This is a genomic window from Geobacillus sp. LEMMY01 (assembly GCF_002042905.1).
Taxonomy (GTDB): Bacteria; Bacillota; Bacilli; order Bacillales; family Anoxybacillaceae; genus Geobacillus; species Geobacillus proteiniphilus.
The window spans coordinates 82,138-102,894 of record NZ_MVKA01000017.1; the positions used below are offsets into that span (position 1 = coordinate 82,138).

Annotated in this window: 25 protein-coding genes, 1 rRNA gene and 1 pseudogene; 17 read left to right on the top strand and 10 right to left on the bottom strand. The window is 52.9% G+C overall.

Features of this window, described 5'->3' with window-relative positions; translation table 11 throughout:
* Position 1: 1 nt before the first annotated feature.
* Complete coding sequence (gene nth / locus B1A75_RS09995; RefSeq protein ID WP_074043313.1) at positions 2-673, top strand: endonuclease III; 672 nt, start codon at positions 2-4, stop codon at positions 671-673.
* A 100-nt stretch (positions 674-773) separates the two neighbouring features.
* Here the strand turns inward: nth and B1A75_RS10000 are convergent, their stop codons facing one another.
* Positions 774-3,482: a penicillin-binding protein 1A gene (locus B1A75_RS10000; protein WP_079936132.1), complete on the bottom strand. Its 2,709-nt coding sequence runs from the start codon at positions 3,480-3,482 to the stop codon at positions 774-776.
* Positions 3,483-3,515: 33 nt separating this feature from the next.
* Positions 3,516-4,118, bottom strand: coding sequence for a Holliday junction resolvase RecU (gene recU / locus B1A75_RS10005; protein WP_079936133.1), 603 nt, complete (start codon positions 4,116-4,118; stop codon positions 3,516-3,518).
* Positions 4,119-4,370: 252 nt separating this feature from the next.
* Between recU and B1A75_RS10010 the strand changes: the two genes are divergently transcribed.
* Entirely contained in the window at positions 4,371-4,613 is a 243-nt protein-coding gene (locus tag B1A75_RS10010; RefSeq protein WP_074043310.1) for a hypothetical protein, read from the top strand.
* Positions 4,614-4,729: 116 nt separating this feature from the next.
* Positions 4,730-5,113: a YppE family protein gene (locus tag B1A75_RS10015; protein WP_079936134.1), complete on the top strand. Its 384-nt coding sequence runs from the start codon at positions 4,730-4,732 to the stop codon at positions 5,111-5,113.
* Between the two features lie 79 nt (positions 5,114-5,192).
* Here B1A75_RS10015 and B1A75_RS19885 read toward each other — a convergent pair whose 3' ends face one another.
* Both B1A75_RS19885 and B1A75_RS10020 read right to left on the bottom strand, forming a co-directional pair.
* Entirely contained in the window at positions 5,193-5,363 is a 171-nt protein-coding gene (locus tag B1A75_RS19885; protein ID WP_013144930.1) for a hypothetical protein, read from the bottom strand.
* Positions 5,364-5,482: 119 nt separating this feature from the next.
* Entirely contained in the window at positions 5,483-5,683 is a 201-nt protein-coding gene (locus B1A75_RS10020; protein WP_011231648.1) for a YppF family protein, read from the bottom strand.
* Between the two features lie 194 nt (positions 5,684-5,877).
* On the opposite strand from B1A75_RS10020, the gene B1A75_RS10025 reads away from it, so the two are divergent.
* A complete protein-coding gene (locus tag B1A75_RS10025; protein WP_074044697.1) occupies positions 5,878-6,219 on the top strand; it encodes a YppG family protein in 342 nt (113 codons plus the stop codon).
* A gap of 83 nt (positions 6,220-6,302) precedes the next feature.
* On the opposite strand, the gene B1A75_RS10030 is transcribed toward B1A75_RS10025, so the two are convergent.
* Both B1A75_RS10030 and B1A75_RS10035 read right to left on the bottom strand, forming a co-directional pair.
* Positions 6,303-6,557: a sigma-G-dependent sporulation-specific acid-soluble spore protein CsgA gene (locus B1A75_RS10030; protein WP_011231646.1), complete on the bottom strand. Its 255-nt coding sequence runs from the start codon at positions 6,555-6,557 to the stop codon at positions 6,303-6,305.
* On the bottom strand, positions 6,557-6,742 hold the full coding sequence (locus tag B1A75_RS10035; protein WP_011231645.1) for a hypothetical protein: 186 nt from the start codon (positions 6,740-6,742) through the stop codon (positions 6,557-6,559). The genes B1A75_RS10030 and B1A75_RS10035 overlap by 1 nt, the downstream gene beginning before the upstream one ends.
* 83 nt (positions 6,743-6,825) lie before the next feature.
* Here B1A75_RS10035 and B1A75_RS19890 point away from each other — a divergent pair, with 83 nt between their 5' ends.
* On the top strand, positions 6,826-6,978 hold the full coding sequence (locus B1A75_RS19890; RefSeq protein ID WP_176202401.1) for a hypothetical protein: 153 nt from the start codon (positions 6,826-6,828) through the stop codon (positions 6,976-6,978).
* A gap of 125 nt (positions 6,979-7,103) precedes the next feature.
* Here the strand turns inward: B1A75_RS19890 and B1A75_RS10045 are convergent, their stop codons facing one another.
* The gene (locus B1A75_RS10045) at positions 7,104-7,568 is read right to left on the bottom strand and encodes an Hsp20/alpha crystallin family protein (RefSeq protein ID WP_079936136.1); all 465 of its coding nucleotides are present in this window, start codon (positions 7,566-7,568) and stop codon (positions 7,104-7,106) included.
* A 234-nt stretch (positions 7,569-7,802) separates the two neighbouring features.
* On the opposite strand from B1A75_RS10045, the gene B1A75_RS20535 reads away from it, so the two are divergent.
* The 7 genes and pseudogenes from B1A75_RS20535 to B1A75_RS10070 all read left to right on the top strand — a co-directional run.
* Positions 7,803-7,925, top strand: coding sequence for a hypothetical protein (locus B1A75_RS20535; protein WP_255781669.1), 123 nt, complete (start codon positions 7,803-7,805; stop codon positions 7,923-7,925).
* 188 nt (positions 7,926-8,113) lie between these two features.
* A complete protein-coding gene (locus B1A75_RS10050) occupies positions 8,114-8,788 on the top strand; it encodes a response regulator transcription factor (protein ID WP_079936137.1) in 675 nt (224 codons plus the stop codon).
* A complete protein-coding gene (locus B1A75_RS10055; RefSeq protein ID WP_074044693.1) occupies positions 8,785-10,197 on the top strand; it encodes a HAMP domain-containing sensor histidine kinase in 1,413 nt (470 codons plus the stop codon). The genes B1A75_RS10050 and B1A75_RS10055 overlap by 4 nt, the downstream gene beginning before the upstream one ends.
* Before the next feature lie 4 nt (positions 10,198-10,201).
* On the top strand, positions 10,202-10,357 hold the full coding sequence (locus tag B1A75_RS19895) for a hypothetical protein (RefSeq protein ID WP_167367387.1): 156 nt from the start codon (positions 10,202-10,204) through the stop codon (positions 10,355-10,357).
* A 15-nt stretch (positions 10,358-10,372) separates the two neighbouring features.
* Entirely contained in the window at positions 10,373-10,927 is a 555-nt protein-coding gene (locus tag B1A75_RS10060; protein WP_079936138.1) for a glycerol-3-phosphate responsive antiterminator, read from the top strand.
* Between the two features lie 158 nt (positions 10,928-11,085).
* Positions 11,086-12,744, top strand: a complete 1,659-nt coding sequence (locus tag B1A75_RS10065; RefSeq protein WP_079936139.1) for a glycerol-3-phosphate dehydrogenase/oxidase — start codon at positions 11,086-11,088, stop codon at positions 12,742-12,744.
* A gap of 150 nt (positions 12,745-12,894) precedes the next feature.
* A pseudogene (locus B1A75_RS10070) lies at positions 12,895-13,296 on the top strand (GH36 C-terminal domain-containing protein); the annotation flags it as partial.
* Between the two features lie 66 nt (positions 13,297-13,362).
* Here B1A75_RS10070 and B1A75_RS10075 read toward each other — a convergent pair.
* Positions 13,363-14,145: an EcsC family protein gene (locus B1A75_RS10075; RefSeq protein ID WP_079936140.1), complete on the bottom strand. Its 783-nt coding sequence runs from the start codon at positions 14,143-14,145 to the stop codon at positions 13,363-13,365.
* 192 nt (positions 14,146-14,337) lie between these two features.
* Between B1A75_RS10075 and B1A75_RS10080 the strand changes: the two genes are divergently transcribed.
* Genes B1A75_RS10080 through B1A75_RS10095 form a run of 4 tightly spaced genes read left to right on the top strand, consistent with a single transcriptional unit; the run spans position 14,338 to position 19,109 of the window.
* Positions 14,338-15,522, top strand: a complete 1,185-nt coding sequence (locus tag B1A75_RS10080; RefSeq protein ID WP_074044689.1) for a galactokinase — start codon at positions 14,338-14,340, stop codon at positions 15,520-15,522.
* Positions 15,519-16,505: a UDP-glucose 4-epimerase GalE gene (gene galE, locus B1A75_RS10085; RefSeq protein WP_074044688.1), complete on the top strand. Its 987-nt coding sequence runs from the start codon at positions 15,519-15,521 to the stop codon at positions 16,503-16,505. The genes B1A75_RS10080 and galE overlap by 4 nt, the downstream gene beginning before the upstream one ends.
* 2 nt (positions 16,506-16,507) lie before the next feature.
* Entirely contained in the window at positions 16,508-18,058 is a 1,551-nt protein-coding gene (gene galT, locus B1A75_RS10090) for a UDP-glucose--hexose-1-phosphate uridylyltransferase (protein ID WP_074044687.1), read from the top strand.
* A gap of 28 nt (positions 18,059-18,086) precedes the next feature.
* Entirely contained in the window at positions 18,087-19,109 is a 1,023-nt protein-coding gene (locus tag B1A75_RS10095; protein ID WP_074044686.1) for a LacI family DNA-binding transcriptional regulator, read from the top strand.
* Positions 19,110-19,125: 16 nt separating this feature from the next.
* On the opposite strand, the gene B1A75_RS10100 is transcribed toward B1A75_RS10095, so the two are convergent.
* Together B1A75_RS10100 and B1A75_RS10105 are read right to left on the bottom strand one after the other, a co-directional pair.
* Complete coding sequence (locus B1A75_RS10100) at positions 19,126-19,569, bottom strand: Hsp20/alpha crystallin family protein (protein WP_011231631.1); 444 nt, start codon at positions 19,567-19,569, stop codon at positions 19,126-19,128.
* Between the two features lie 64 nt (positions 19,570-19,633).
* On the bottom strand, positions 19,634-19,924 hold the full coding sequence (locus B1A75_RS10105; protein WP_074044685.1) for a hypothetical protein: 291 nt from the start codon (positions 19,922-19,924) through the stop codon (positions 19,634-19,636).
* Positions 19,925-20,524: 600 nt separating this feature from the next.
* Here B1A75_RS10105 and B1A75_RS10110 point away from each other — a divergent pair.
* Positions 20,525-20,757: ribosomal RNA gene (locus tag B1A75_RS10110) — 16S ribosomal RNA — on the top strand; the annotation flags it as partial.

The following is a 20,757-nucleotide window of genomic DNA, read 5'->3' on the forward strand; positions in this document are numbered from 1 at the left end:
GGTGCTGACAAAGCAACAAATCCGCTACTGTTTGGATGAGATGGCAAAAATGTTTCCGGATGCGCATTGCGAGCTTTTGCACCGCAATCCGTTTGAGCTGCTGATTGCGGTCGTTTTGTCGGCGCAATGCACCGATGCGCTCGTCAACAAGGTGACGAAACGGCTGTTTGAAAAATATCGGACGCCGCACGATTATATTGCTGTGCCGCTTGAGGAGCTCGAGCAAGATATCCGCTCGATCGGCTTATATCGGAACAAAGCGCGAAACATTCAAAAGCTGTGCGCAATGTTGATTGACAAGTACAACGGCGAAGTGCCGCGCGACCGCGATGAGTTGATGAAGCTGCCGGGCGTCGGGCGGAAGACGGCGAACGTCGTTGTGTCCGTTGCGTTCGGCGTGCCGGCCATCGCGGTTGATACACACGTCGAGCGCGTCAGCAAACGGCTCGGCTTTTGCCGCTGGGACGACTCGGTTTTGGAAGTCGAGAAGACGTTGATGAAAATCATCCCAAAAGAAGAATGGTCGATCACCCACCACCGAATGATTTTTTTCGGCCGCTACCATTGCAAGGCGCAGGCGCCGCAATGTCCGTCATGTCCTCTTCTTCATTTATGCCGTGAAGGGAAAAAGCGAATGCGAAAGCAGGAGAAGGAAAAGACAAGCGCTCGTTGAGGCCGCCCATCGGCTCGGCCTGCCGGCGGAATGTCTAAAAGAAAAGATGGCTCGATTGCCGAGCCATCTTTTTTTGGCAATGCCGGGCGCCGGCCCGCCGTTATTGGCGGCTCCCGGCATTGGCTCCGGCGCCATTTCCGTTTTTTACCGGCGGCGAGGCGGGCGTCGCAGGTCTGCCGGAGCTGGTGCTGCCGGTCGTTCCGTTGGTTTGGCCGTTATTTCCGTTCGGCTGTCCGTTATCGGTGCCGGTCTCACCGTGATTGCCGTCGTCTTGTCCATTGCTATTTCCGCCATTTTGTCCGCCGGTGTTCCCTTGTCCACCTTGGTTTTCATTTCCATTGGTTTGGTCTCCGTTGCCTTGGCCATTTCCGTTGTCTTGGCCATTGTTATTGCCGTTAGGCGCGCCGTTGCCTTGATCGGCGTCGCCTGGCGATTGCGGCGGAACAGGGTTGTTATCTGGCTCGCCGGGGACATGAACGCTGGCTATGGCCGGTTTGCTCATTCGTTCGCCGTCTTTTGCGTACACGGCGATTGTGTACGTCCATCCTGGCGTCGGATTGGAAATCGTGATCGAACGGTCTTTTGTGGTGATCGTATTCGTTTGACCTTGGCCATCTTTGACGCGCACCTCGAAGATCGTCTCATCGGTTTGCTCATCGTATGACCACGAAACCGAGATGGCGTTCGCCGCTTGGTCGTACACAGCGGTCAACCCTTTCACCGCCGGCAGTTCTTCCGGCACGTCGTTCGCTGTCTCCGTCGGCTCAGTGCCGCGCACGAACAATTCATACGTAATTTCGCTTTCCGGCGTGTATTTGCCGGCGAGCTTCGGCGGGTTTGTGCCTTTTTTGATCGGCAGCTTGACGACGCTCTCCGGCTGCTTGAAGCTTCCGCTGCCGTCATCGATATGGGACATTAAGTTTTTCAACAAGTATTTCGGGATTTTTTGTTCCTCTATACTAAGCTTTGCCGTGCTGCTTCGCTTGCTGAAGCCGACCCAAATGGCCGCCGTATAGTTTGGCGTATAGCCGACAATCCAGCTGTCCGGCACATCGTCTCTTTGGAGGCCAAATTTGGCGCCGTCTTCGCCGTAGTTTGTCGTTCCTGTTTTGCCCGCGAGCTCAAGCCCTGGGACATTAGCCAACACGCCGGTTCCGGAGCGGATGACCGTTTTCAGCACATCGGTGATCATATAAGCGGTATAGTCGTGCATCACCCGTTTCGGCTTTGGCTGCAAATCCATTTCCGTGCCGTCTGGGAAGACGATTTTCGTCACGGCATACGGCTTTGTGTAAATCCCGTTGTTGCCAAAGGCGGTGTAGGCCCCGGCCATTTGCAACGGTGACACATAGTTGGATACTCCCCCGATCGCATATGGCTCATATACTTCACTAAAGCCCATCCCAAGACGATTGGCAAACTCCATCGCCCGTTCTTTGCCGACGGCTTGGAACGTTTTTAACGCCGGGATGTTGCGTGATTTTGCCAGTGCCGTCCGCAAGGTGATCGGCCCCATATATCCTCCGCCGGCGTTGCGGATCGGCGTGCCGTCCGAATACGTATACGGCTCGTCAACAAGAATGTGCGCTGTTGACCATTTTAAATATTCGATCGCCGGTCCATAGTCCAAGATCGGTTTGATCGCCGAACCCGGTTGGCCGACCGGTTTGATGGCGTAGTTGAAGCCAAATTCGACGTGGTCGTGGTTGCGCCCGCCGCCTAACGCGCGAATGGCGCCTGTTTTTGTGTCGACGACGGCGATGCCGGATTGCAAATCTTTCTTATTGGTGAAGTACTTGTCAGAGTTTAATAGCTTTTCTACGTATGCCTGAGCGTCTTGGTCGAGCGTTGTATAAATTTTCAGCCCGTCTTCAAAGACGTTGACGTTCGCTTTGTCGGTCACTTCTTTGATCACTTCGTCAATGAAGGCGTCATACGGCACGGAGCTTTGCGGTTTTTTCCGCTCAGCGAGCATCGACTGGATCGGCACTTGCTTGGCTTTTTCCGCTTCTTCCTCGCTGATAAAGCCGTGTTTCGCCATCAGCGACAACACGGTGTCGCGCCGTTTTTTCGCCGCCTCTGGATGGTCATACGGATTGTACCGGTTTGGGCTTTGCGGCATGCCGGCTAACAGCGCCGCCTCCGGAAGTGTCAACTCTTTTAAGTTCGTTTTGCCAAAGTAATACTCCGCAGCGCGGGCGACGCCGTAAATGCCGTCGGAGTAATAAATCTTGTTCAAATACATTTCCAAAATTTCATGCTTCGAATATTTTTGTTCAAGCTGCAGCGCGAGCCACGCCTCTTGCGCTTTTCGCTTCAATGTTTTCTCCCGTGACAAAAACGTCATTTTGACGACTTGCTGGGTGATCGTGCTGCCGCCCTCCGCACCGAATCCTTCCTTGATGTTGGCGACGACGGCGCCAGCCAAGCGGACGACATCAATGCCGTGATGTTCATAAAAGCGGGCGTCTTCCGTTGCCAGCACGGCATCTTCGAGCACTTTGGGCACGTCTTTATACGAAATGTACGTCCGCTTGTAGCCGCCAAGTTCGGCGACTTTCTTCCCATTCATATCGTACACGATGGAAGAGAGCGGGTCTTTAATTTTCGCTTCATCAAGCGGGGGGGCGTCCTTGACGAAGTAGGCGAACGCCGCCACGCCGCCGACAGCGACGATCGCAATGATGAACAATATCGCAATGGCGACTGTTTTCAGCCACGCGGTCCCTTTTTTCGTTTTCGCTTTCTTCTGTTTCGTTTGTTTTGCTGCCTGCTTTCGTTCCACGCGAGAACGATATTCACCAGACATAAGCAAATCCTGCCTTTCTTACAAGTTTTCACTTCAACCGCTGAAGTACACGTTGTCTACTACACTAATATAATCAATTCTCGGCTGGTAGCCAAGCGGAATGGAATGTCCGTGCCGTTCGATCTCTTGTTTCGGAATCGACTTTCGTCCGCCGGCTTCCTGTTCGTTCCACCAAGCGATCAAATGAGAGGCGTCAAGCAAATACGTTTCATTGAGCAAAGAAAAACGCAAAATCGCAAAACAAATGCCGCCGTGGGCGACAACTTGCTCCATATGGCGGATTTGATGAGCGTGGAAATTTTTCAGAGGAAACGCCGTTTTGTTTCTTGTCTCTTTCGCCTCAAAGTCGATGTACTTGCCGCGGTACACACCGTTGTAGTCGGTCGTCGACGCCTGCCGGAAGTAAGCTTCGGTAATGACGGCGGCGCTCCGTTTCGGATAGTCGACGCGCACGATTTGCACCGGGGTCGGCTTTTTATGGATGACAGCGATGCCGCGTTCCCGGTAATATTCATTCGTCTCGTTTAAGTCGTCTTCGAGCGTCATGCCGCGATTGGCATAATCGGCCGCCGGAAGGTGCGCTATGCTTGTTTTGTTTCCGCGGTACTCTTTTCCGCTCGGGTATTTGAGTGTCATCGCGTTCATCTCCTTTGAATGGTTTTTATTATACCATACGCTCCGGTCATATGCGCCCTTTTTTCTTTATTTATCCTCTCTGACCGAGAAGACCTTCGTCTTGATCGAAGGCAAGCGGGGGAGGAGGGCAATGTCGAATGACGGCTGCTTGCCACTTTCTTTGCCGAATTCGTTCTACTTTTGTCGCCGCGGCAGGAGTCGTCCTTCCCGCCGCGAATGGAATATCATCATGCGAGAAATGGGGGAGAGGGCATGGAAAAACGGCTCGTCAAAAAAGAGGAGATCGAAAAGCAGCTGCAGGAAATTGTCGCACTCATCGAGCAAGTCGATGCGAAAATGGAAAAAGTGATCGCCGATGTCATCGAAGAGCGTTATGCGCAAAATCAAGCGCAGCTCGGGCGCCTTGAAGGGCAGATCGCCGGCGTGGAACAGCGGCTTGAGAAGGAGAAGCAGAGCGTTGCACTTCCGCTTTCGTCGAAATTGTATTTCGTGTAAGCCGGCCGGTATGGTATCATCAAACAGAAGCGCATCGCGGTAAAACGCATCCGTTCTTCGGGCCATAGGGCATATGGGCAAACCGGATTTGCCGGCATGGATAAGGAGGAGGCGCCATGGAAAAAGAGCTTAAGGCGTTGACGAAGCGGCTGCAACAATACAACGAACAGCTGCTTTTGATCGCCCGGCGCGCCCGCGAGCGGAACGAGGAGCCGGATTTTTTTGGCGACGTGAAACCGATGGCCGAAGAGGTGCAGGCCGTTGCCGAACGGTGGAAGGACGCCGCTTCCCGCTGGATCCGCCATGCGCGGCCGAAATATGTCCATGAGCGGCAAATTGAGGCCGCCGCCGACCATATGGCGAAGCTGTGCGTTGAGGCATTTTATCCATCCGTTCCCGAGCGCCGCATCAAGCAATACAGCCAGGCCGTCGCTTATACGCTGGCGCTTGTCAAGGAACGGCTTGACGACACGAGCGAAGCAGGCAAGGAGAGGCTTTGACGGGGCAGGAGAAAGCGGCCGCACGGAAAAAGGGGCTGACCCAAAACGCGAGTGCGTTTTGGATCAGCCCCTTTTTGTTTTATGTGTCTTTGCCTGTCGTGATCGAGACCGGGCCGCCTTCTGCAGTAGCGACGGTGTTGATCTCGTATTCGACCCGCTCAGTATGCTTGGGCGGCGCTGGTTTTCCATGTTTCGGCTTTTCATGGTCATGGCCTTTCAATTTATGGTTAAAATGGACACCTCGACCCATCGCCAATCCCCCCTTGTACGACAATTCCTCTTGCCTCTTTAGGGTGGGAAGAAACATCGTTTTTTATGCGTCTTGAGGAACAGGGGCAAAAAAAAGAAGGGAAAAGCTCCCTCATCGTCCTACAGCCCAGCGTATTCCCCTGCTTCATCCGGCTGAGAGGCGCCGGCTTTTTCGAGCTCACGCACGAGATCGCGGTACTCGGCGAGCGAAATTTCCCCGCGCAAATACAGACGGCGGGCAAAATCAAGCAGTTCGTTCGCCTCAGCCGGTTCGCAATGTTTGACCGCCATAAACTTATGCTTTAACTCCGTCACGTTCATTCGATGCTTTTCCCCCTTCCCCCTTTTTTACATCGTACCATGAAAATAGGAAGAAAGAGTGATTTCGGAAAATTAAAACTTCCGACAAGAGGTGACATGTCCGTACACGTCGTCAGGCGTTTGCACATATACTAGTGGCAGCTCGCCTCCTTAGCCTAGGGGGAATCGATTATCAAACATGGGGGAGAGGAGACATGCACCGTTATCCGCGCCCAGTTTCGCCGCCGGTTTATGGACCATACGGCTCAGGCGGCCATTATAGTCCTTATTTTCACTATGGGGTTTCATCCTTCCCATCGGCGCCGGTTCACTGGCCTCATCTTCCGTACGGCCATGCCGCGCCTCCCTCGTATCCGATGCCGTATCCAAAGCCAGGGCCGCTTTTGCCGCCGCGCCCGTCGTTTCTCGCCCAGTTTAAAAACAACGACGGAACGTACGATATCAACAAAATGATGAGCACGGTGGGGCAAATGATCAATACGGTCAATCAAGTGAACGGCATGTTGAAAGGGTTGCTCGGTACGTTTAAAAAATGAAACCGCGTCATGGCGCGACGGTCGAGCGCGCTTGAAAAAGGGAAACCGCTCCGCCGTTTGCACGGGGAGCGGTTTGCACGTTGTCAAATGAGCAACTCATACACTTCATTGAGCTGATACACGCGCTCATAATCGCGCTCATCCATCGCATAGCGGATTTCATGGGGCAAAATGCGGTCCAAAAAGGCGCTTTCTTCTTGCGTCAAGTCGCGGACAAATTCCCCTTCGCCTCGGTATGGTTTGCTGATCAGTTTTTTGTAAATGCGTTTTGGGGTGTCGCCGTGGTGATCCAAATAGTTGGACAGCACTTCGCGCAAGTAAGCGAGTGTTTGTTCCATCATCGTCCGCCCCCTTCAAAAAAAGAGACAAACTCTTTGCTTGTGTTTGTGCGGCCTTGGACGTACGGATTTTCTTCCGTCACGCGGTCCGGGTCGAGGTTTGTTTTGATGACAAGCATCGGCTCATCCGACGGCTCGTTGATCAGTCGGTCGTTCAATTGTTTGAAATCGGGCAGTTTCGCCATTCGTTTTGCACCTCCTATCAGTAGCGTAGCTTGTCAGCCGAGAAAGTATGTATGCATCGTTTTGGCCGCGGCAAGGCAAGCGAATGGCAAACAATAAGGGGGTGATGGCGGTGACAGACCGCAACGACAACCGGAAGCGGAAAAACAAATACACGAACAACCGCGAGGAAATCGCCAACGAATGGGTGACCAAAAAAGAAGTGTCGGAAGCCGTCAGCCGCTCCGGGTTCTCCTGATAAACAATAGAAGCTGGACGAGAAACAAGCCGCTCCCCATGCAGGGAACGGCTTGTTTCACGCCCAAGCGCGGCGCTGGCCGTTGCCAAAATGGTTTTTGAATGCACACACAGGCTGGATCGTCCTCAATCGATATCGATATATTTCCGCTTTTGCGGCAGCTGGATGGTGAGCGTCCCATTTTGAAACGAGGCTTTCACCTCATGCTCAGCGACCGGATACGGAAACGGAATCAGCCGCGCCACGCGCCGCCGGGCGTGGCGGCGTTCGTATACATGGCCGTGATGATCTGCCGATTCAATTGTTTCATTGTGATCGACGATCAGTTGCAGCCCATCTTCCTGCCATTGCAAGCTGATTTGTTCCCTCTTGATATCAGGCAGCCGGACCATGATTTGGTAATCGTGCTTCGTCTCTTTCACCTCGATCGGAATGTACGCTGCAGCAAACGTTTGTGCGAAATAGTCATCGAGCGTTTCAAACAGTTTTTGCAGCGGCCGTTCATCAAACCATTGATTCATCATTTTCCGCAAATGATGGAACGGGTGGTGGCCTCCCTCGCTGGCTGGCGGTTGAAACGATTCATTCATTGCGCTTCCCTCCCTTTCTTTTCCAAAACAGCGAAATGGCTCTGTCGAGACGCTGCCGATTGGCAAGGCGATTCACTGTCAATGTATGTACGGAGCGCAAAAAAAGCTACTCCATGCTTTTTTAGGGAGTTTTCATCTTATTTTAATCCAGATGGAATATAATGACATCACCATCCATGAGATGCACATCAATAACGCTGCGGGTTGCCCGGCGGCGGGAGGAGGGATGGCGCGATGCATTGGGTTCATTGGCTGGTGACATTGTTTTTTTCTGGAACAGCCGTGTCGCTTCTCTCTTATCAAGTGTTTGAAATCGTTCAAGCCGTTGTTGATTGGATCGTTGACCGCCATTCATGAACGGTTGGCCGGACCGCTTTTTGACGGCGCGCTTTTCAGGGCAGCCGCCAACAGCGGTCCGCTCTCTTTCGCCCGCTGATCGCCGTTGGCGGCGGGCTTTTTGTTGTGTATAGTAAAAATAAAACGAAAGAAACCGGGGATGTATAAAGGTGGAAGCAGCAACAGCCACAAGAGAGGAGGAGCAACTGATGAACAGACGTGTTTTATTGATTGAAGATGAGGCCGGGCTGGCCCGGTTTTTGGAGCTTGATTTGACGCACGAAGGCTTTGACGTGCATGTATGCGCCGATGGGCGCGAAGGGCTCGAGCTCGCTCTTTCTGAGCAGTGGGATCTCATTTTGCTTGATGTCATGCTGCCACGTTTAAATGGCATGGAAGTATGCCGCCGCATCCGGGCGGCGAAATCGACGCCGATCATTATGATCACAGCGCGCGACAGCGTGTTTGACCGCGTTATGGGGCTCGATAACGGGGCTGATGACTACATTGTCAAACCGTTTGCCATTGAAGAGCTGCTCGCCCGCATCCGCGCCTTGTTTCGCCGCGTTCATCCTGAATCGGACGGCCAAGTGCTGACGTTTAAAGATTTAGTCGTTGATGTGCAGGCGCGCACGGTGAAAAAAGGAGATGAGTTTATTGAATTGACGAGGCGCGAATACGATTTGCTCGTCGCATTTATGCAAAACATCAATGTCGTCTTGACGCGCGATACGCTGCTTGACAAAGTGTGGGGATTTGATGCCGAGGTCGAGACGAACGTCGTCGATGTGTATGTCCGCTACTTGCGGCAAAAGCTTGACGAACACGATAAAGAGCGGTATATCCAAACGGTGCGCGGCACGGGATATGTGATGCGGCCATGAAGCGGGAGGCTATTCGCCGGCTTTCGCTGAAAGGGAAGCTGACCGTTTTGTCTGCCGGGGCGATTTTCATTACGTATTTTGTGTTTACGTTTTTGCAATATCATATGGTCAAACAATGGCTGCTGAAGGAAGAAGAAAAAACGATGGAGCAAACGGTGGCGGAAATTGAAACATATTACGCGGAAAAACGTAATGTATCATGGGAGGCTATTCGCCGCAGCCGCGCGTTTTTGGAAAAGCTGAATGAACGCTACCAGCTCATTCGCGTCACGGATGAGAAAGGAAACGTCATCGTCTCCGTTTCAAACGGGGCGGCGGTGTCGCTATCGCCAAGCGAGATGCCCGACAAGCGGAAAATGGATGAGCATTTCATCAACAATGAACGGTTTTTGCTGCTCCGCCAGCCGCTTCATATTGGCCAATTGCATGGAACGATCGAAATCGCCCGTCGGCTGGCGAGGTTCCAACAAGTGACCAACACGCTCTTTCTCATCATGACGGCGATCGGCTTTTTGGCCATGGCGGCAAGCGCTCTCGCCGGCCGGTTCGTGGCGCAAAGTTTCGTCCGGCCGCTGCAAACGCTGGCTAAAACGATGGCGGACATTAAAAACAACGGGCTGAAACGGCGCATTGATGTGCCTCCGACGCGCGATGAAATCTCAGAATTGATGGTGATGTTCAACGGCATGATGGATGAAATTGAGCGGTCGTTCGCCATGCAGCGGCAATTTGTCGAGGATGCGTCCCATGAACTGCGCACGCCGCTCGCCATTTTGCAAGGCCATCTTTCGTTGCTGCAGCGATGGGGCAAGCACAATCCAGAGATTTTAGAAGAATCGCTCGAAGCGGCGGTGAAAGAGGCGGAGCGGCTGAAGCGGCTCGTTCTTGAGCTCCTTGACTTATCGCGCGCCGAGGCGATTACGGTGCCGGATGAGATCGTGCCGATGGATGCTGCGGCGGCTGTCGGACAAGTCGTCAAAAACTTTCGCGTCTTGCATCCGGATTTTCAATTTCTGATTGACCAGCCGGAGAAGCCGCTCGCGCGCATGGCGATGGCGAAACATCATTTTGAACAACTGCTGTTCATTTTGCTTGACAATGCGGTAAAATATTCTCAACGAATGAAACAAATCGTGGTTTCCTTGCGTGAGGAAGGGCCGTTTGTCATCGTGTCCATCCGCGATTATGGAATCGGCATTCCGAAAGAAGAGCTGAAAAACGTTTTTTTGCGCTTTTACCGCGTCGACAAAGCGCGCAGCCGCGAACAAGGCGGCGCCGGGCTCGGCCTTTCGATCGCCAAGGAGATCATCGATAAATACGGCGGACAAATTGTCATCAAAAGCGAAGTTGGCCAAGGAACGACGGTCGAGCTTGCCATTCCGAAAGCGAAGCAGGAGAGAGGGGCGTGAAATGATGGGGCATCTTCACGAAGAAGAGACAGCGGGCAAAAAGGCGATTCATCATGTCGTCGAAAAGTTCCGCAAGCGCGGGGTGAAAATCGCGACATGCAAACCGCGAACCATGATGTCACTGTCATGCTTAGATGAGATTGACAAAATGAGAGGATGAATCGAGGAAAAGAAAATGGAAGTGAAACAGCGCATCATTCCGGCCATCAAAACGATGAAGCAATTTGACGCCTTTTTGTCAAGCGGTTACACGGTCGGCGTGTTGCTTGAGGTGCATATCGCCCAATTAAAAAGTGTGTTCGATTACGTGCGCCGGTGCGGCAAACAGCTCATTGTCCATGCCGATTTAGTGCAAGGACTGAGCCATGATGAGCATGCGGCGGAATACCTTTGCCAAGAGTTCCGCCCCCATGGCCTCATTTCGACGAAAGCGGGCGTCATTATGAAGGCGCGGCAAAAAAAAGTGCTCGCCGTGCAACGGGTATTTTTGTTAGATTCGCATGCCCTTGAAAAGAGCTACCAGCTGATCGCCAAAACGAATCCCGATTGCATTGAAGTCATCCCGGGCGCCATGCCGCACATCATCCGCGAAGTGAAAGAACGGACCGGGAAACCGATTTACGCCGGCGGGCTCATCCGCACCCCCGACGACGTCGAGCGGGCGCTAGAAGCCGGCGCGGCGGCGGTGACGACGTCAAACGAAACATTATGGCGCCACTACAATGGATAATGCGTTGAGCTGGCCAAATCGGTTGCAGTCTGCTACAATAAAGGTAACAAGTTAATCATCAGTCAGGAGACAGGGAGAGACCATGCATGCATGGTAGGCGAAAGGCTTATCGTGTTTGCAATGGTCTCTTTTTGTCTTTTTCAAAGGAGGAATCATGCATGGCGTTTTCAAGCAAACAGCGGAGCGATGTTCTTCAAGCGATGAACGAAAAACAATATGATCTTCTGATCATCGGGGGAGGGATCACCGGCTCTGGCATCGCCCTTGACGCCATCTCGCGCGGCATGACGGTGGCGCTTGTCGAGATGCAAGATTTTGCCGCCGGAACGTCAAGCCGGTCGACGAAACTCGTTCACGGCGGCTTGCGCTACTTGAAGCAGTTCGAGGTGAAGCTTGTCGCCGAAGTCGGGCGCGAACGGGCGATTGTGTATGAAAACGGCCCGCACGTCACCACACCGGAGTGGATGTTGCTGCCCATTTACCGCGGCGGGACGTTCGGCAAATGGAGCACGTCGCTCGGCCTTTGGCTGTATGACCGGTTGGCTGGCGTCAAGCAAAGCGAGCGGCGCACGATGCTTGATGCCTGGAAGACATTGGAAAAAGAGCCGCTCTTAAAGCGCGACGGCCTGATCGGCGGCGGCTATTACGTCGAGTACCGGACCGACGACGCCCGCCTAACGATCGAGGTCGTCAAAAAAGCAGCTGAACTTGGCGCCGACGCCGTCAACTATGTAAAAGCGGAACAGTTTTTGTACGACGAGCGCGGCCGCATCATCGGCGCCCGCTGCCGCGACATGCTCGGCGGCCTCCTGTATGACATCCGCGCCAAAAAAGTCGTCAATGCCGCCGGACCGTGGGTCGATGTGCTGCGCGACAAAGACGGATCGAAAACCGGCAAGCGGCTCCGGCTGACAAAAGGCGTCCATATCGTCATCGACCAAAAGCGGTTTCCGCTCAAGCAGGCGGTCTATTTTGACACCCCGGACGGCCGGATGGTGTTTGCCATTCCGCGGGATGGGAAAACGTATGTCGGCACGACTGATACGTTTTACGACGGCGACCCGGCTCATCCGGCGATGACGGAAGAAGACCGCAACTACTTACTAAAAGCGATCCGCTACATGTTCCCTTCGGTTGGCATCACTGCCGACGACGTCGAGTCGAGCTGGGCTGGCGTCCGTCCGCTCATTTATGAAGAAGGGAAAAACCCGTCGGAAATTTCCCGCAAAGACGAGATTTGGACATCGCCATCCGGCCTCATTACGATCGCCGGCGGCAAACTGACCGGCTACCGGAAAATGGCCGAGACCGTCGTCGATCTTGTCGCCAAGCAGCTGGAGAAAGAAGAAGGAAAAGTGTTTCGGCCATGTCGGACGAAACAATTGCCGATTTCCGGCGGCGATGTCGGCGGCTCGCACCGCCTCCCTGCCTTCATCGCCGAAAAAGCGGGAGAAGCGGTGCGCTATGGATTGACGAAAGAAGCGGGAGCGCGGCTGGCGAGACAATACGGCACAAATGTCGACCGGCTGTTTGCTTTAAGCCAGCAATACGACCGTTCATCTGGCTTAACGCGCGAAACGTTCATCCGCCTCGTCTACGCCATTGAGGAAGAAATGGCGGCCAAACCGGTCGACTACTTCATCCGCCGCACCGGGGCGCTGTTGTTTAATATTGATTCTGTCCGGCGGGAGAAAGAGGCGGTCATGGCGTTTATGGCGCGGTATTTGGGGTGGACGGGGGAAGAGCGGGACATGTATGAGAAAGAACTCGACAAGGAACTGCGACGAGCGGTATTGGAGGAGAAGGATCAGGATTAGCGGATTATGAACAAATGGGTATAAGAAATATGTGCGCCCTCATCCGGGCGCTTTTTTGATAGATTTTTTCGTAAAAATTAAGTAAAATTTAAATAAAAAATCAAAGTGAGGGAAGAGGATGGCGGTTACATACAATCCGCAAACGAAGCAGTTTCATTTGCAGACAACTTCGGCTATGAGCTCGATATCACGAAATTGACGGAAACAGAAAAACAAATGATTAAGCAACAAGTCGCGTTTTACAAAGACGTGCCCCGCCTTGTCCAGTTCGGCACGTTTTATCGACTGCTAAGCCCGTTTGAAGGCAACGAGGCGGCGTGGATGTTTGTCTCTGCCGACCGCTCGGAAGCGCTCGTCGCCTATTTCCGCGTTTTGGCTGAAGCAAACGCCCCGCTGTCATACCTGCGCCTCAAAGGGCTTGACCCGAATAAAGACTACGAAATCGAGGGCCTTGGCGTTTACGGCGGCGACGAGCTGATGTATGCCGGAGTGGCCTTGCCGTACCGCTCTGGTGATTTTGTCAGCATGATGTGGCGGTTGAAAGCCGTTTAACGATAAGAAGGGATGCTGTCGCTCGAGCCTATGCACCAGCCGTAAACGAATTGAACCCGATGTCGTCTAGACATCGGGTTCAAACTGTTTGAGCTTCTCGATGATGCGACGCTTCCGATAGAGCATCTTCCCGGTTTCAGCGATGTCTTCCATAAACGATTTGTTAAACAGCGAACCGAAAATGACACCGATGATCGGAAAGGCTTGAAACAGCTTTTTCCACCCGTATTGGTCGCGGAACGTCATCATCACTTCCCGCCAGCCTTGCAGCTCGGAAAAGACGCGCCCGCGTTCATTGGAGAACGACGAAAGCTCGTCCAAAATCGCTTTTTTCCCGACGATGTCCGCCGCGGCAAACTGCAGGCATTTGACGACAAACACGCGCTCCTCTTTTTCCTTCGGATCGTATCCGTACACGATGGCGATCTCTTGCAGCGTTTTCAGCGCCAAGCCGAGCAGCGCCGGAATGTCTACCGCCAGCGTCAGCGCCCCGCCAATTCCAGTTGCCGCCCCTTGCAGCTGGGCGAACGTCACTCGCGCATCGATCAACTCGTCGCAAACGCGGTCCATCGTCTCAAGCGGCAAGTGCGGCACTTGCGCAAGCGACGATACCCCGAGCCGAGTGAATATTTTCTCTTCATTCACTAAATATTGCCCGCCGCTTTGAATATAGCTGCCCAACTCATCAAGCAGCTGCCCGAGTTTTCGATGGACGACTTTTGGCGTCAGCTTATCAAGCACTTGAAACGGCAAGCGGCCGAGCTTTTCCCAAAACCATAGGTCTTTTTGGGAGTGTTCCCAATGTTCGATTTTCTTTAACTCTTTTTGTAGCTGCAGTTTGGCGTCCATGTTTGGGCCTCCTGTTCATTCTTATGTTTAGGATAGGTTGATTTTAACGAATTATACGGACGAGGAGGGCATTTTGTTTCTGACAAGAAGCCTGCAGTCATGAACAAACAACAAAGTAGGAGTTTTTCATTGACGAATAGTAAAATTTTAACTAAAATATTTATTATAAGATGACCTTAAGGAGGCCCCTTCATGATCACAACCTTAAAACAGCAATTTACCGAGCTTTTCGGCGGCTTGGGCGAAGGCATCCGCGTCTTTTTCGCCCCCGGCCGCGTCAATTTGATCGGCGAGCATACGGATTACAACGGCGGGCATGTGCTGCCGTGCGCGCTCGAGATCGGCACGTATGCGCTTGTCCGGCCAACGACAGAACCGCTTGTTAGACTGTACTCGAAAAATTTTCCAGAAACCGGCGTCATCACCGTGCCGTATGACGACTTGTCATACCGGAGCGAGCACGGCTGGGCGAACTACCCGAAAGGGATCTTGGCTGCGTTTCAAGCGCTCAGCCCGCTGGAGACCGGATTGGACATTTTGTATTATGGCACGATCCCGAACGGCGCAGGACTGTCGTCATCCGCGTCGATTGAGCTCGTGACCGCGGTCATGCTCAACGAACTGTTCAGGTGCGGGCTTGACCAACTAGAACTTGTGAAAATGAGCCAAACCGTAGAAAATAAATACGTTGGCGTCAATTGCGGCATTATGGATCAGTTTGCCGTCGGCATGGGGAAACAAGATTGCGCCATTCTATTAAACTGCCAGACGCTCGAGTACCGCTATTTGCCGCTCGTGCTCAACGATTGTTCGATTGTCATCGCGAACACAAACAAAAAGCGTGGCTTGGCGGACTCGGCGTACAACGAGCGGCGGGCGACGTGCGAGGCGGCGCTCGCGAAGCTGCAAAGCGTGCGGAACATCGCCTCGCTCGGCGAGCTGACAAGCGCAGAGCTGGCCCGTTATGAACATCTTCTTTCCCCGTTTGAACAAAAACGGGCCCGCCATGCGGTGACGGAAAACGAGCGGACTCTTGAAGCCGCCCGGGCGCTTGAGCGCGGAGACATGATCCGCTTTGGCGAGTTGATGAAACAGTCGCATTTGTCGCTGCGCAATGATTACGAAGTGACAGGCGTTGAACTCGATACGCTCGTTGAAGCGGCATGGTCGCACGAAGGAACGGTCGGGGCGCGCATGACCGGAGCAGGATTCGGCGGCTGCACGGTGAACATTGTGAAAAAGGCATGCGTTCAAGATTTCATTGAACGGGTCGGAAAAGCGTATGCCGAAAAAATCGGTTATGAAGCAAGCTTTTATGTCGTTGAAGTTGGTGACGGGGCGAGAGAACTCACGGAACTGGAGGAGATGAGCCGATGATTTTGGTTTGCGGAGGGGCAGGGTATATCGGCAGCCATGCGGTGTACCGTCTGCTTGAAAAAGGGGAGCGCGTGGTCGTGGTGGATAACTTGCAGACGGGGCACCGGGAGGCGGTTCACCCTGATGCGGTGTTTTGCCAAGGCGATATTCGCGACCGCGATTTTTTGCGCGAGGTGTTTCGCCAGCACGACATTGAGGCGGTCATTCATTTTGCGGCGAACTCATTGGTCGGCGAAAGCATGGAAGAGCCGCTGAAATATTACGACAACAATGTGTACGGCACACAAGTGTTGCTTGAAGTGATGAAGGAGTTCGGCGTCAAGCAAATCGTCTTTTCTTCAACCGCCGCGGTGTATGGGGAGCCGAAACAAATCCCGATCGTCGAAACCGACCCGACGGAACCGACGAACGCGTATGGAGAAACGAAGCTGGCGATGGAAAAAATGATGAAATGGGCGGACCGCGCCTATGGCATCCGCTCGATTTCGCTCCGCTACTTTAATGTCGCCGGGGCGTACGGCACGACAATCGGTGAGGACCACAACCCGGAGACGCATCTTATTCCATTGATTTTAAAAGTGCCGCTTGGCCAGCGCGAGGAAATTTCCATTTTCGGTGATGACTACGACACGCCCGACGGCACGTGCATCCGCGACTACATTCATGTGCTTGATCTCGTCGATGCCCATTGGCTGGCGCTCGAGAAATTGCGGAGCGGGGCAGACAGCGATGTATACAATTTAGGCAACGGAAATGGATTTAGCGTCAAAGAAGTCATCGAAGCGGCGCGGCAAGTGACCGGGCATCCGATTCCAGCCCGCGTCATGTCGCGGCGCCTGGGCGATCCAGCGAGACTTGTCGCTTCATCGGAAAAAGCAAAGCGCGAGCTCGGCTGGGAGCCGAAATACCCGTCCATTACGGATATCGTCGCGTCGGCATGGGAATGGCATCAAGCGCGGCCAAACGGCTATCGGGGTGTGTAAACATGGAAACGATTTTTGCGGCGATTGAACAACTGATCCGTTATGCCGAGCAACGCGGCCTTTTAGCGCCGGAAGATGTTGTGTACGCGCGCAACCGCCTGCTGGCAACGCTCCGACTCACGGAATGGCAGCCGGCCGAGGTCAAGGACGTTCCCTTGGCCTCGCCGGCCCCGGTATTGGACGCTATGATTGATTGGGCGTATGAACAAGGATTGTTGGAAACGAATACAACGACCGAGCGCGATATATGGGATGCGAGACTGATGGACTGCGTCATGCCGCGGCCGTCGGAAGTGATCCGCGCCTTTTACGAGCGGTACCGCCGCGACCCGCAGGAGGCGACGGACTGGTTTTATTCGTTGAGCCAAACGTCCAATTACATTCAAACGGCGCGCATCGCCAACAATCAGCACTGGAAAGTGTCAACAATCTATGGAGAATTGGATATCACCATTAACTTGGCGAAGCCAGAAAAAGACCCGAAGGAAATCGCCAAATTAAAAGAGATGCCGTCATCCTCGTATCCAAAATGTGTATTATGCAAAGAAAACGAAGGGTATGAAGGAACGTGGCGTCATCCAGCCCGTTCCAATCACCGTGTCATCCCGATCACGTTATTGGATGAACAGTGGTATTTCCAATATTCTCCCTACGTGTACTATAATGAACATTGCATCGTCTTCCACGCCGAACACGTGCCGATGAAAATGGAGCGGAAGACGCTTGAGCGTTTGCTCGATTTCGTCGAAAAGTTCCCGCACTATTTCATTGGCTCGAACGCCGATTTACCGATTGTCGGCGGCTCGATTTTAGTGCATGACCATTTCCAAGGCGGGTGCTATACGTTTGCGATGGAAAAGGCGGAGATCGAAGAGTGTATCCCGCTTCCATCGTTTCCGTCGGTCACAGCCGGCATTGTGCGCTGGCCGATGTCCGTCATCCGTTTGACTGGACCGAAAGAGGATGTGTTGGATGCGGCTGCCTTTTTGTATGAAACATGGCGGACGTACAGCGACCCAAGTGTCGAGATTATGGCCTACAGCGGCGATGTTCCGCATAACACGATCACCCCGATCGCCCGGCGGCGCGGCGATTTGTTTGAGTTGGACATCGTTTTGCGCAACAATCGGACGTCAGCGGAACATCCGTACGGCATTTTCCATCCGCATGAAGAATTGCATCATATTAAAAAAGAAAATATCGGCTTGATCGAAGTGATGGGGCTGGCGGTGCTGCCGGCACGGCTTGCCGCGGAACTGGAGACGCTGGCCGATTATCTCGTGCATCGGACAAAAAAAGAAGACTGGGACGAGTCGATGCATAAACATTGGGATTGGTGCGAAGCCATTCGCTCGGCCTATCCGGACATCACGAAGGACAACGTCCATGACATTTTGCGGCACGAAGTCGGACAACGGTTTGTGACCGTGTTGGAACATGCCGGGGTGTTTAAGCGGGACAAGCGAGGGAAGGACGCGTTTCGCCGCTTTATGCAGCACGCTGTGGAGCGCATGTCTTTGTATAAACGCAGCGAAAAACGCGCTTCATTATGAAACATAAGGAAGGGAATTCAAACAGACTATGGCCACGTTAAAAGAAATTGCGGAAAAAGTCGGCGTATCGGTTGCGACGGTGTCGCGCGTGCTCAATTACGATGCGACGCTGTCCGTTTCCGATGAAACGAGAAGGCGCATTTTTGAAGTCGCACAAGAGCTGAACTACAAAACATTGCGGGAACGAAGCCAGCAAGCGCGCGAATCGTTTCGCTTCGGGCTCATTCACTGGTATTCGGAGCGCCAGGAAATCGATGACCCATATTATATGGCGATTCGCCTCGGAGTGGAAAAAGAGTGTTTTGACCGCGGCATCGAACTCGTCAAATTGTTTAAACAGCACGGCGCCTATCCGATCGAACGGATGGAGGCGCTCGATGGCATCATCGCCGTCGGAAAATTCGGGCCGAAGGAAGTCGAGGTTTTTGCCGCCGGGGCCAAACAAATTGTGTTTGTCGACTGTTCGCCTGATGAGCATCGGTTTGATTCAGTCGTCATCGACTTGCGTCAAGCGACGGTGACGGTGCTTGATTATTTGCTTCGGTTGGGGCATACGAAAATTGGCTATATCGGCGGCCGTGAATATGTCGACGGGGAAACGCCGATCCGCGATGAGCGCGAAGCGGCGTTTTACGAATATTTGTATGTCAAAGGGCTGTATGATTCCCGCTATGTATGGATCGGTGCCTTCACTGCTGAAGATGGCTATCGGCTGATGAAAGAGGCTGTTTCAGGCGGCGACTTGCCGACGGCGTTTTTCATTGCCAGTGATTCGATGGCGATTGGCGCCCTGCGTGCGCTGCATGAAGCCGGGATCGCTGTTCCGGAAGAGGCGGCGATTGTCGGATTCAATGATATTCCGACGGCAGCATTTCTTCACCCGCCGCTTTCGACGGTGAAAGTATACACAGAATTTATGGGTGAAACAGCGGTTGAGCTGCTCATCGAACGGTTGACGACGAAACGAGCGATTTGCAAAAAGGTCGTCGTGCCGACAGAGCTCGTCATCCGCGCCAGCAGCGAGGGCAACGAAAAGGGGAGCGGTCGATAAGCCGCTCCCTTCCGTATTAATGGAACTCGATATCAACGCGTTTTTTCGTTCCTGTCGTTGTTTTCGGGATATGAATGTCAAGCACGCCGTTTTTGTACGTCGCGCGAATGTTTTCCGTCGCCGCATCCGCCGGCAGGGTGATCGAACGTTGGAAGCGCCCGAAGAAGCGTTCGCGCCGGTGCATTTGTTCTTCTCTTACATCGTGGTGGCGTTGAATCGTGCCGCTGATGGTCAACATGTTGTTCTGCACGTCAATGTGCACATCCTCTTTCCGCTCCAGCCCCGGCAAGTCGCACGAAACGACGTATTCGTTGGCCGTTTCATGCATGTCGATGCGCGGCATCCAGTGCTGCTCATCCATATGAGTGAACAGCGATGGAAAATCACTAGCAAAAAAGCGGTTCATATCCCGGCGAATCGATTCCAAGTGCCGGAACGGGTCATACGGAATTAACGCCATAACTGCCATCCTCCTTAACAAGAAATGTTTTTTCGCTCAGTAGTGTGAACCGGATTCGTCTGTTTTATGTATGATTGGCTTGCAATTGTTCCATCACCGTCAAATACGCTTGAATGAGTGCTACTTTCATGCCATCCGGTAAGTCAGAGGCGGCCACCCGCTTAACGGCGTAATAAAACTTCACTTCGGACGATTGCCGCACGCGCGGATGCGTCCATTCATCGCGCAGCTCTTGCCTTATCGTTTCATACAAAAGAGTTTGGCTTTCTTGTTCATCAAGCGGTCCGGCCGCTAGCGATCGGTTCGGCCAAAGGCGGCGGTAGGCGTCAAGCAAAGCGGAAAACGGAATATTCATTGCAGCTGGTTCCTCCTTTGATGGGTTGTTTTTTTTCTTACCATGATTATAGTTGATGTAAGCGACGATTACAGGCATTATAATTGATGGAGACGTTTATTACAGGGATCGATTTGTGATGCTGTAGGTGAAAATTCCAGTTGACATGAAAAGCTGGTCGTAATATAATCAAAATCGCCGTTTCGCGACAGTGCAATGCCAAGAAGCAAACGGCAATGAAACAATCAAAAATATGGTTGACAAACAATGAATGACGAGTATAATAAAATATTGCCGCGACAAGATAAACTCGGCAAGAACAAAGCGAAAAAACAACCGCTTGACATTTTGAAAGATTTGTTTATAATAGCATTTGTCGTTAAGTTAAAAAACCGATAGCTTGTTCCTTGAAAACTGAACGAAACGAAGCGCGATAGAAAAGCTGAGGCGCCGTAATTTCGCCTAAAGGCAGCCCGCGTCCTGCGGGCAACGGCGAAATATCGCCATCCTGGCGATCGCGAAGGGCAAATGTTCTTCGCCTGGAGGGATGTTCACATCCCGAAGGTGAAGGTGATTTGACCTTGAGCGGCGGCGAGCCGAAGCTGAAAAGTTGATCAACTTTCTTTGGAGAGTTTGATCCTGGCTCAGGACGAACGCTGGCGGCGTGCCTAATACATGCAAGTCGAGCGGACTGGATTGGAGCTTGCTCTGATTCGGTCAGCGGCGGACGGGTGAGTAACACGTGGGCAACCTGCCCGCAAGACCGGGATAACTCCGGGAAACCGGAGCTAATACCGGATAACACCGAAGACCGCATGGTCTTTGGTTGAMAGGCGGCGCAAGCTGTCACTTGC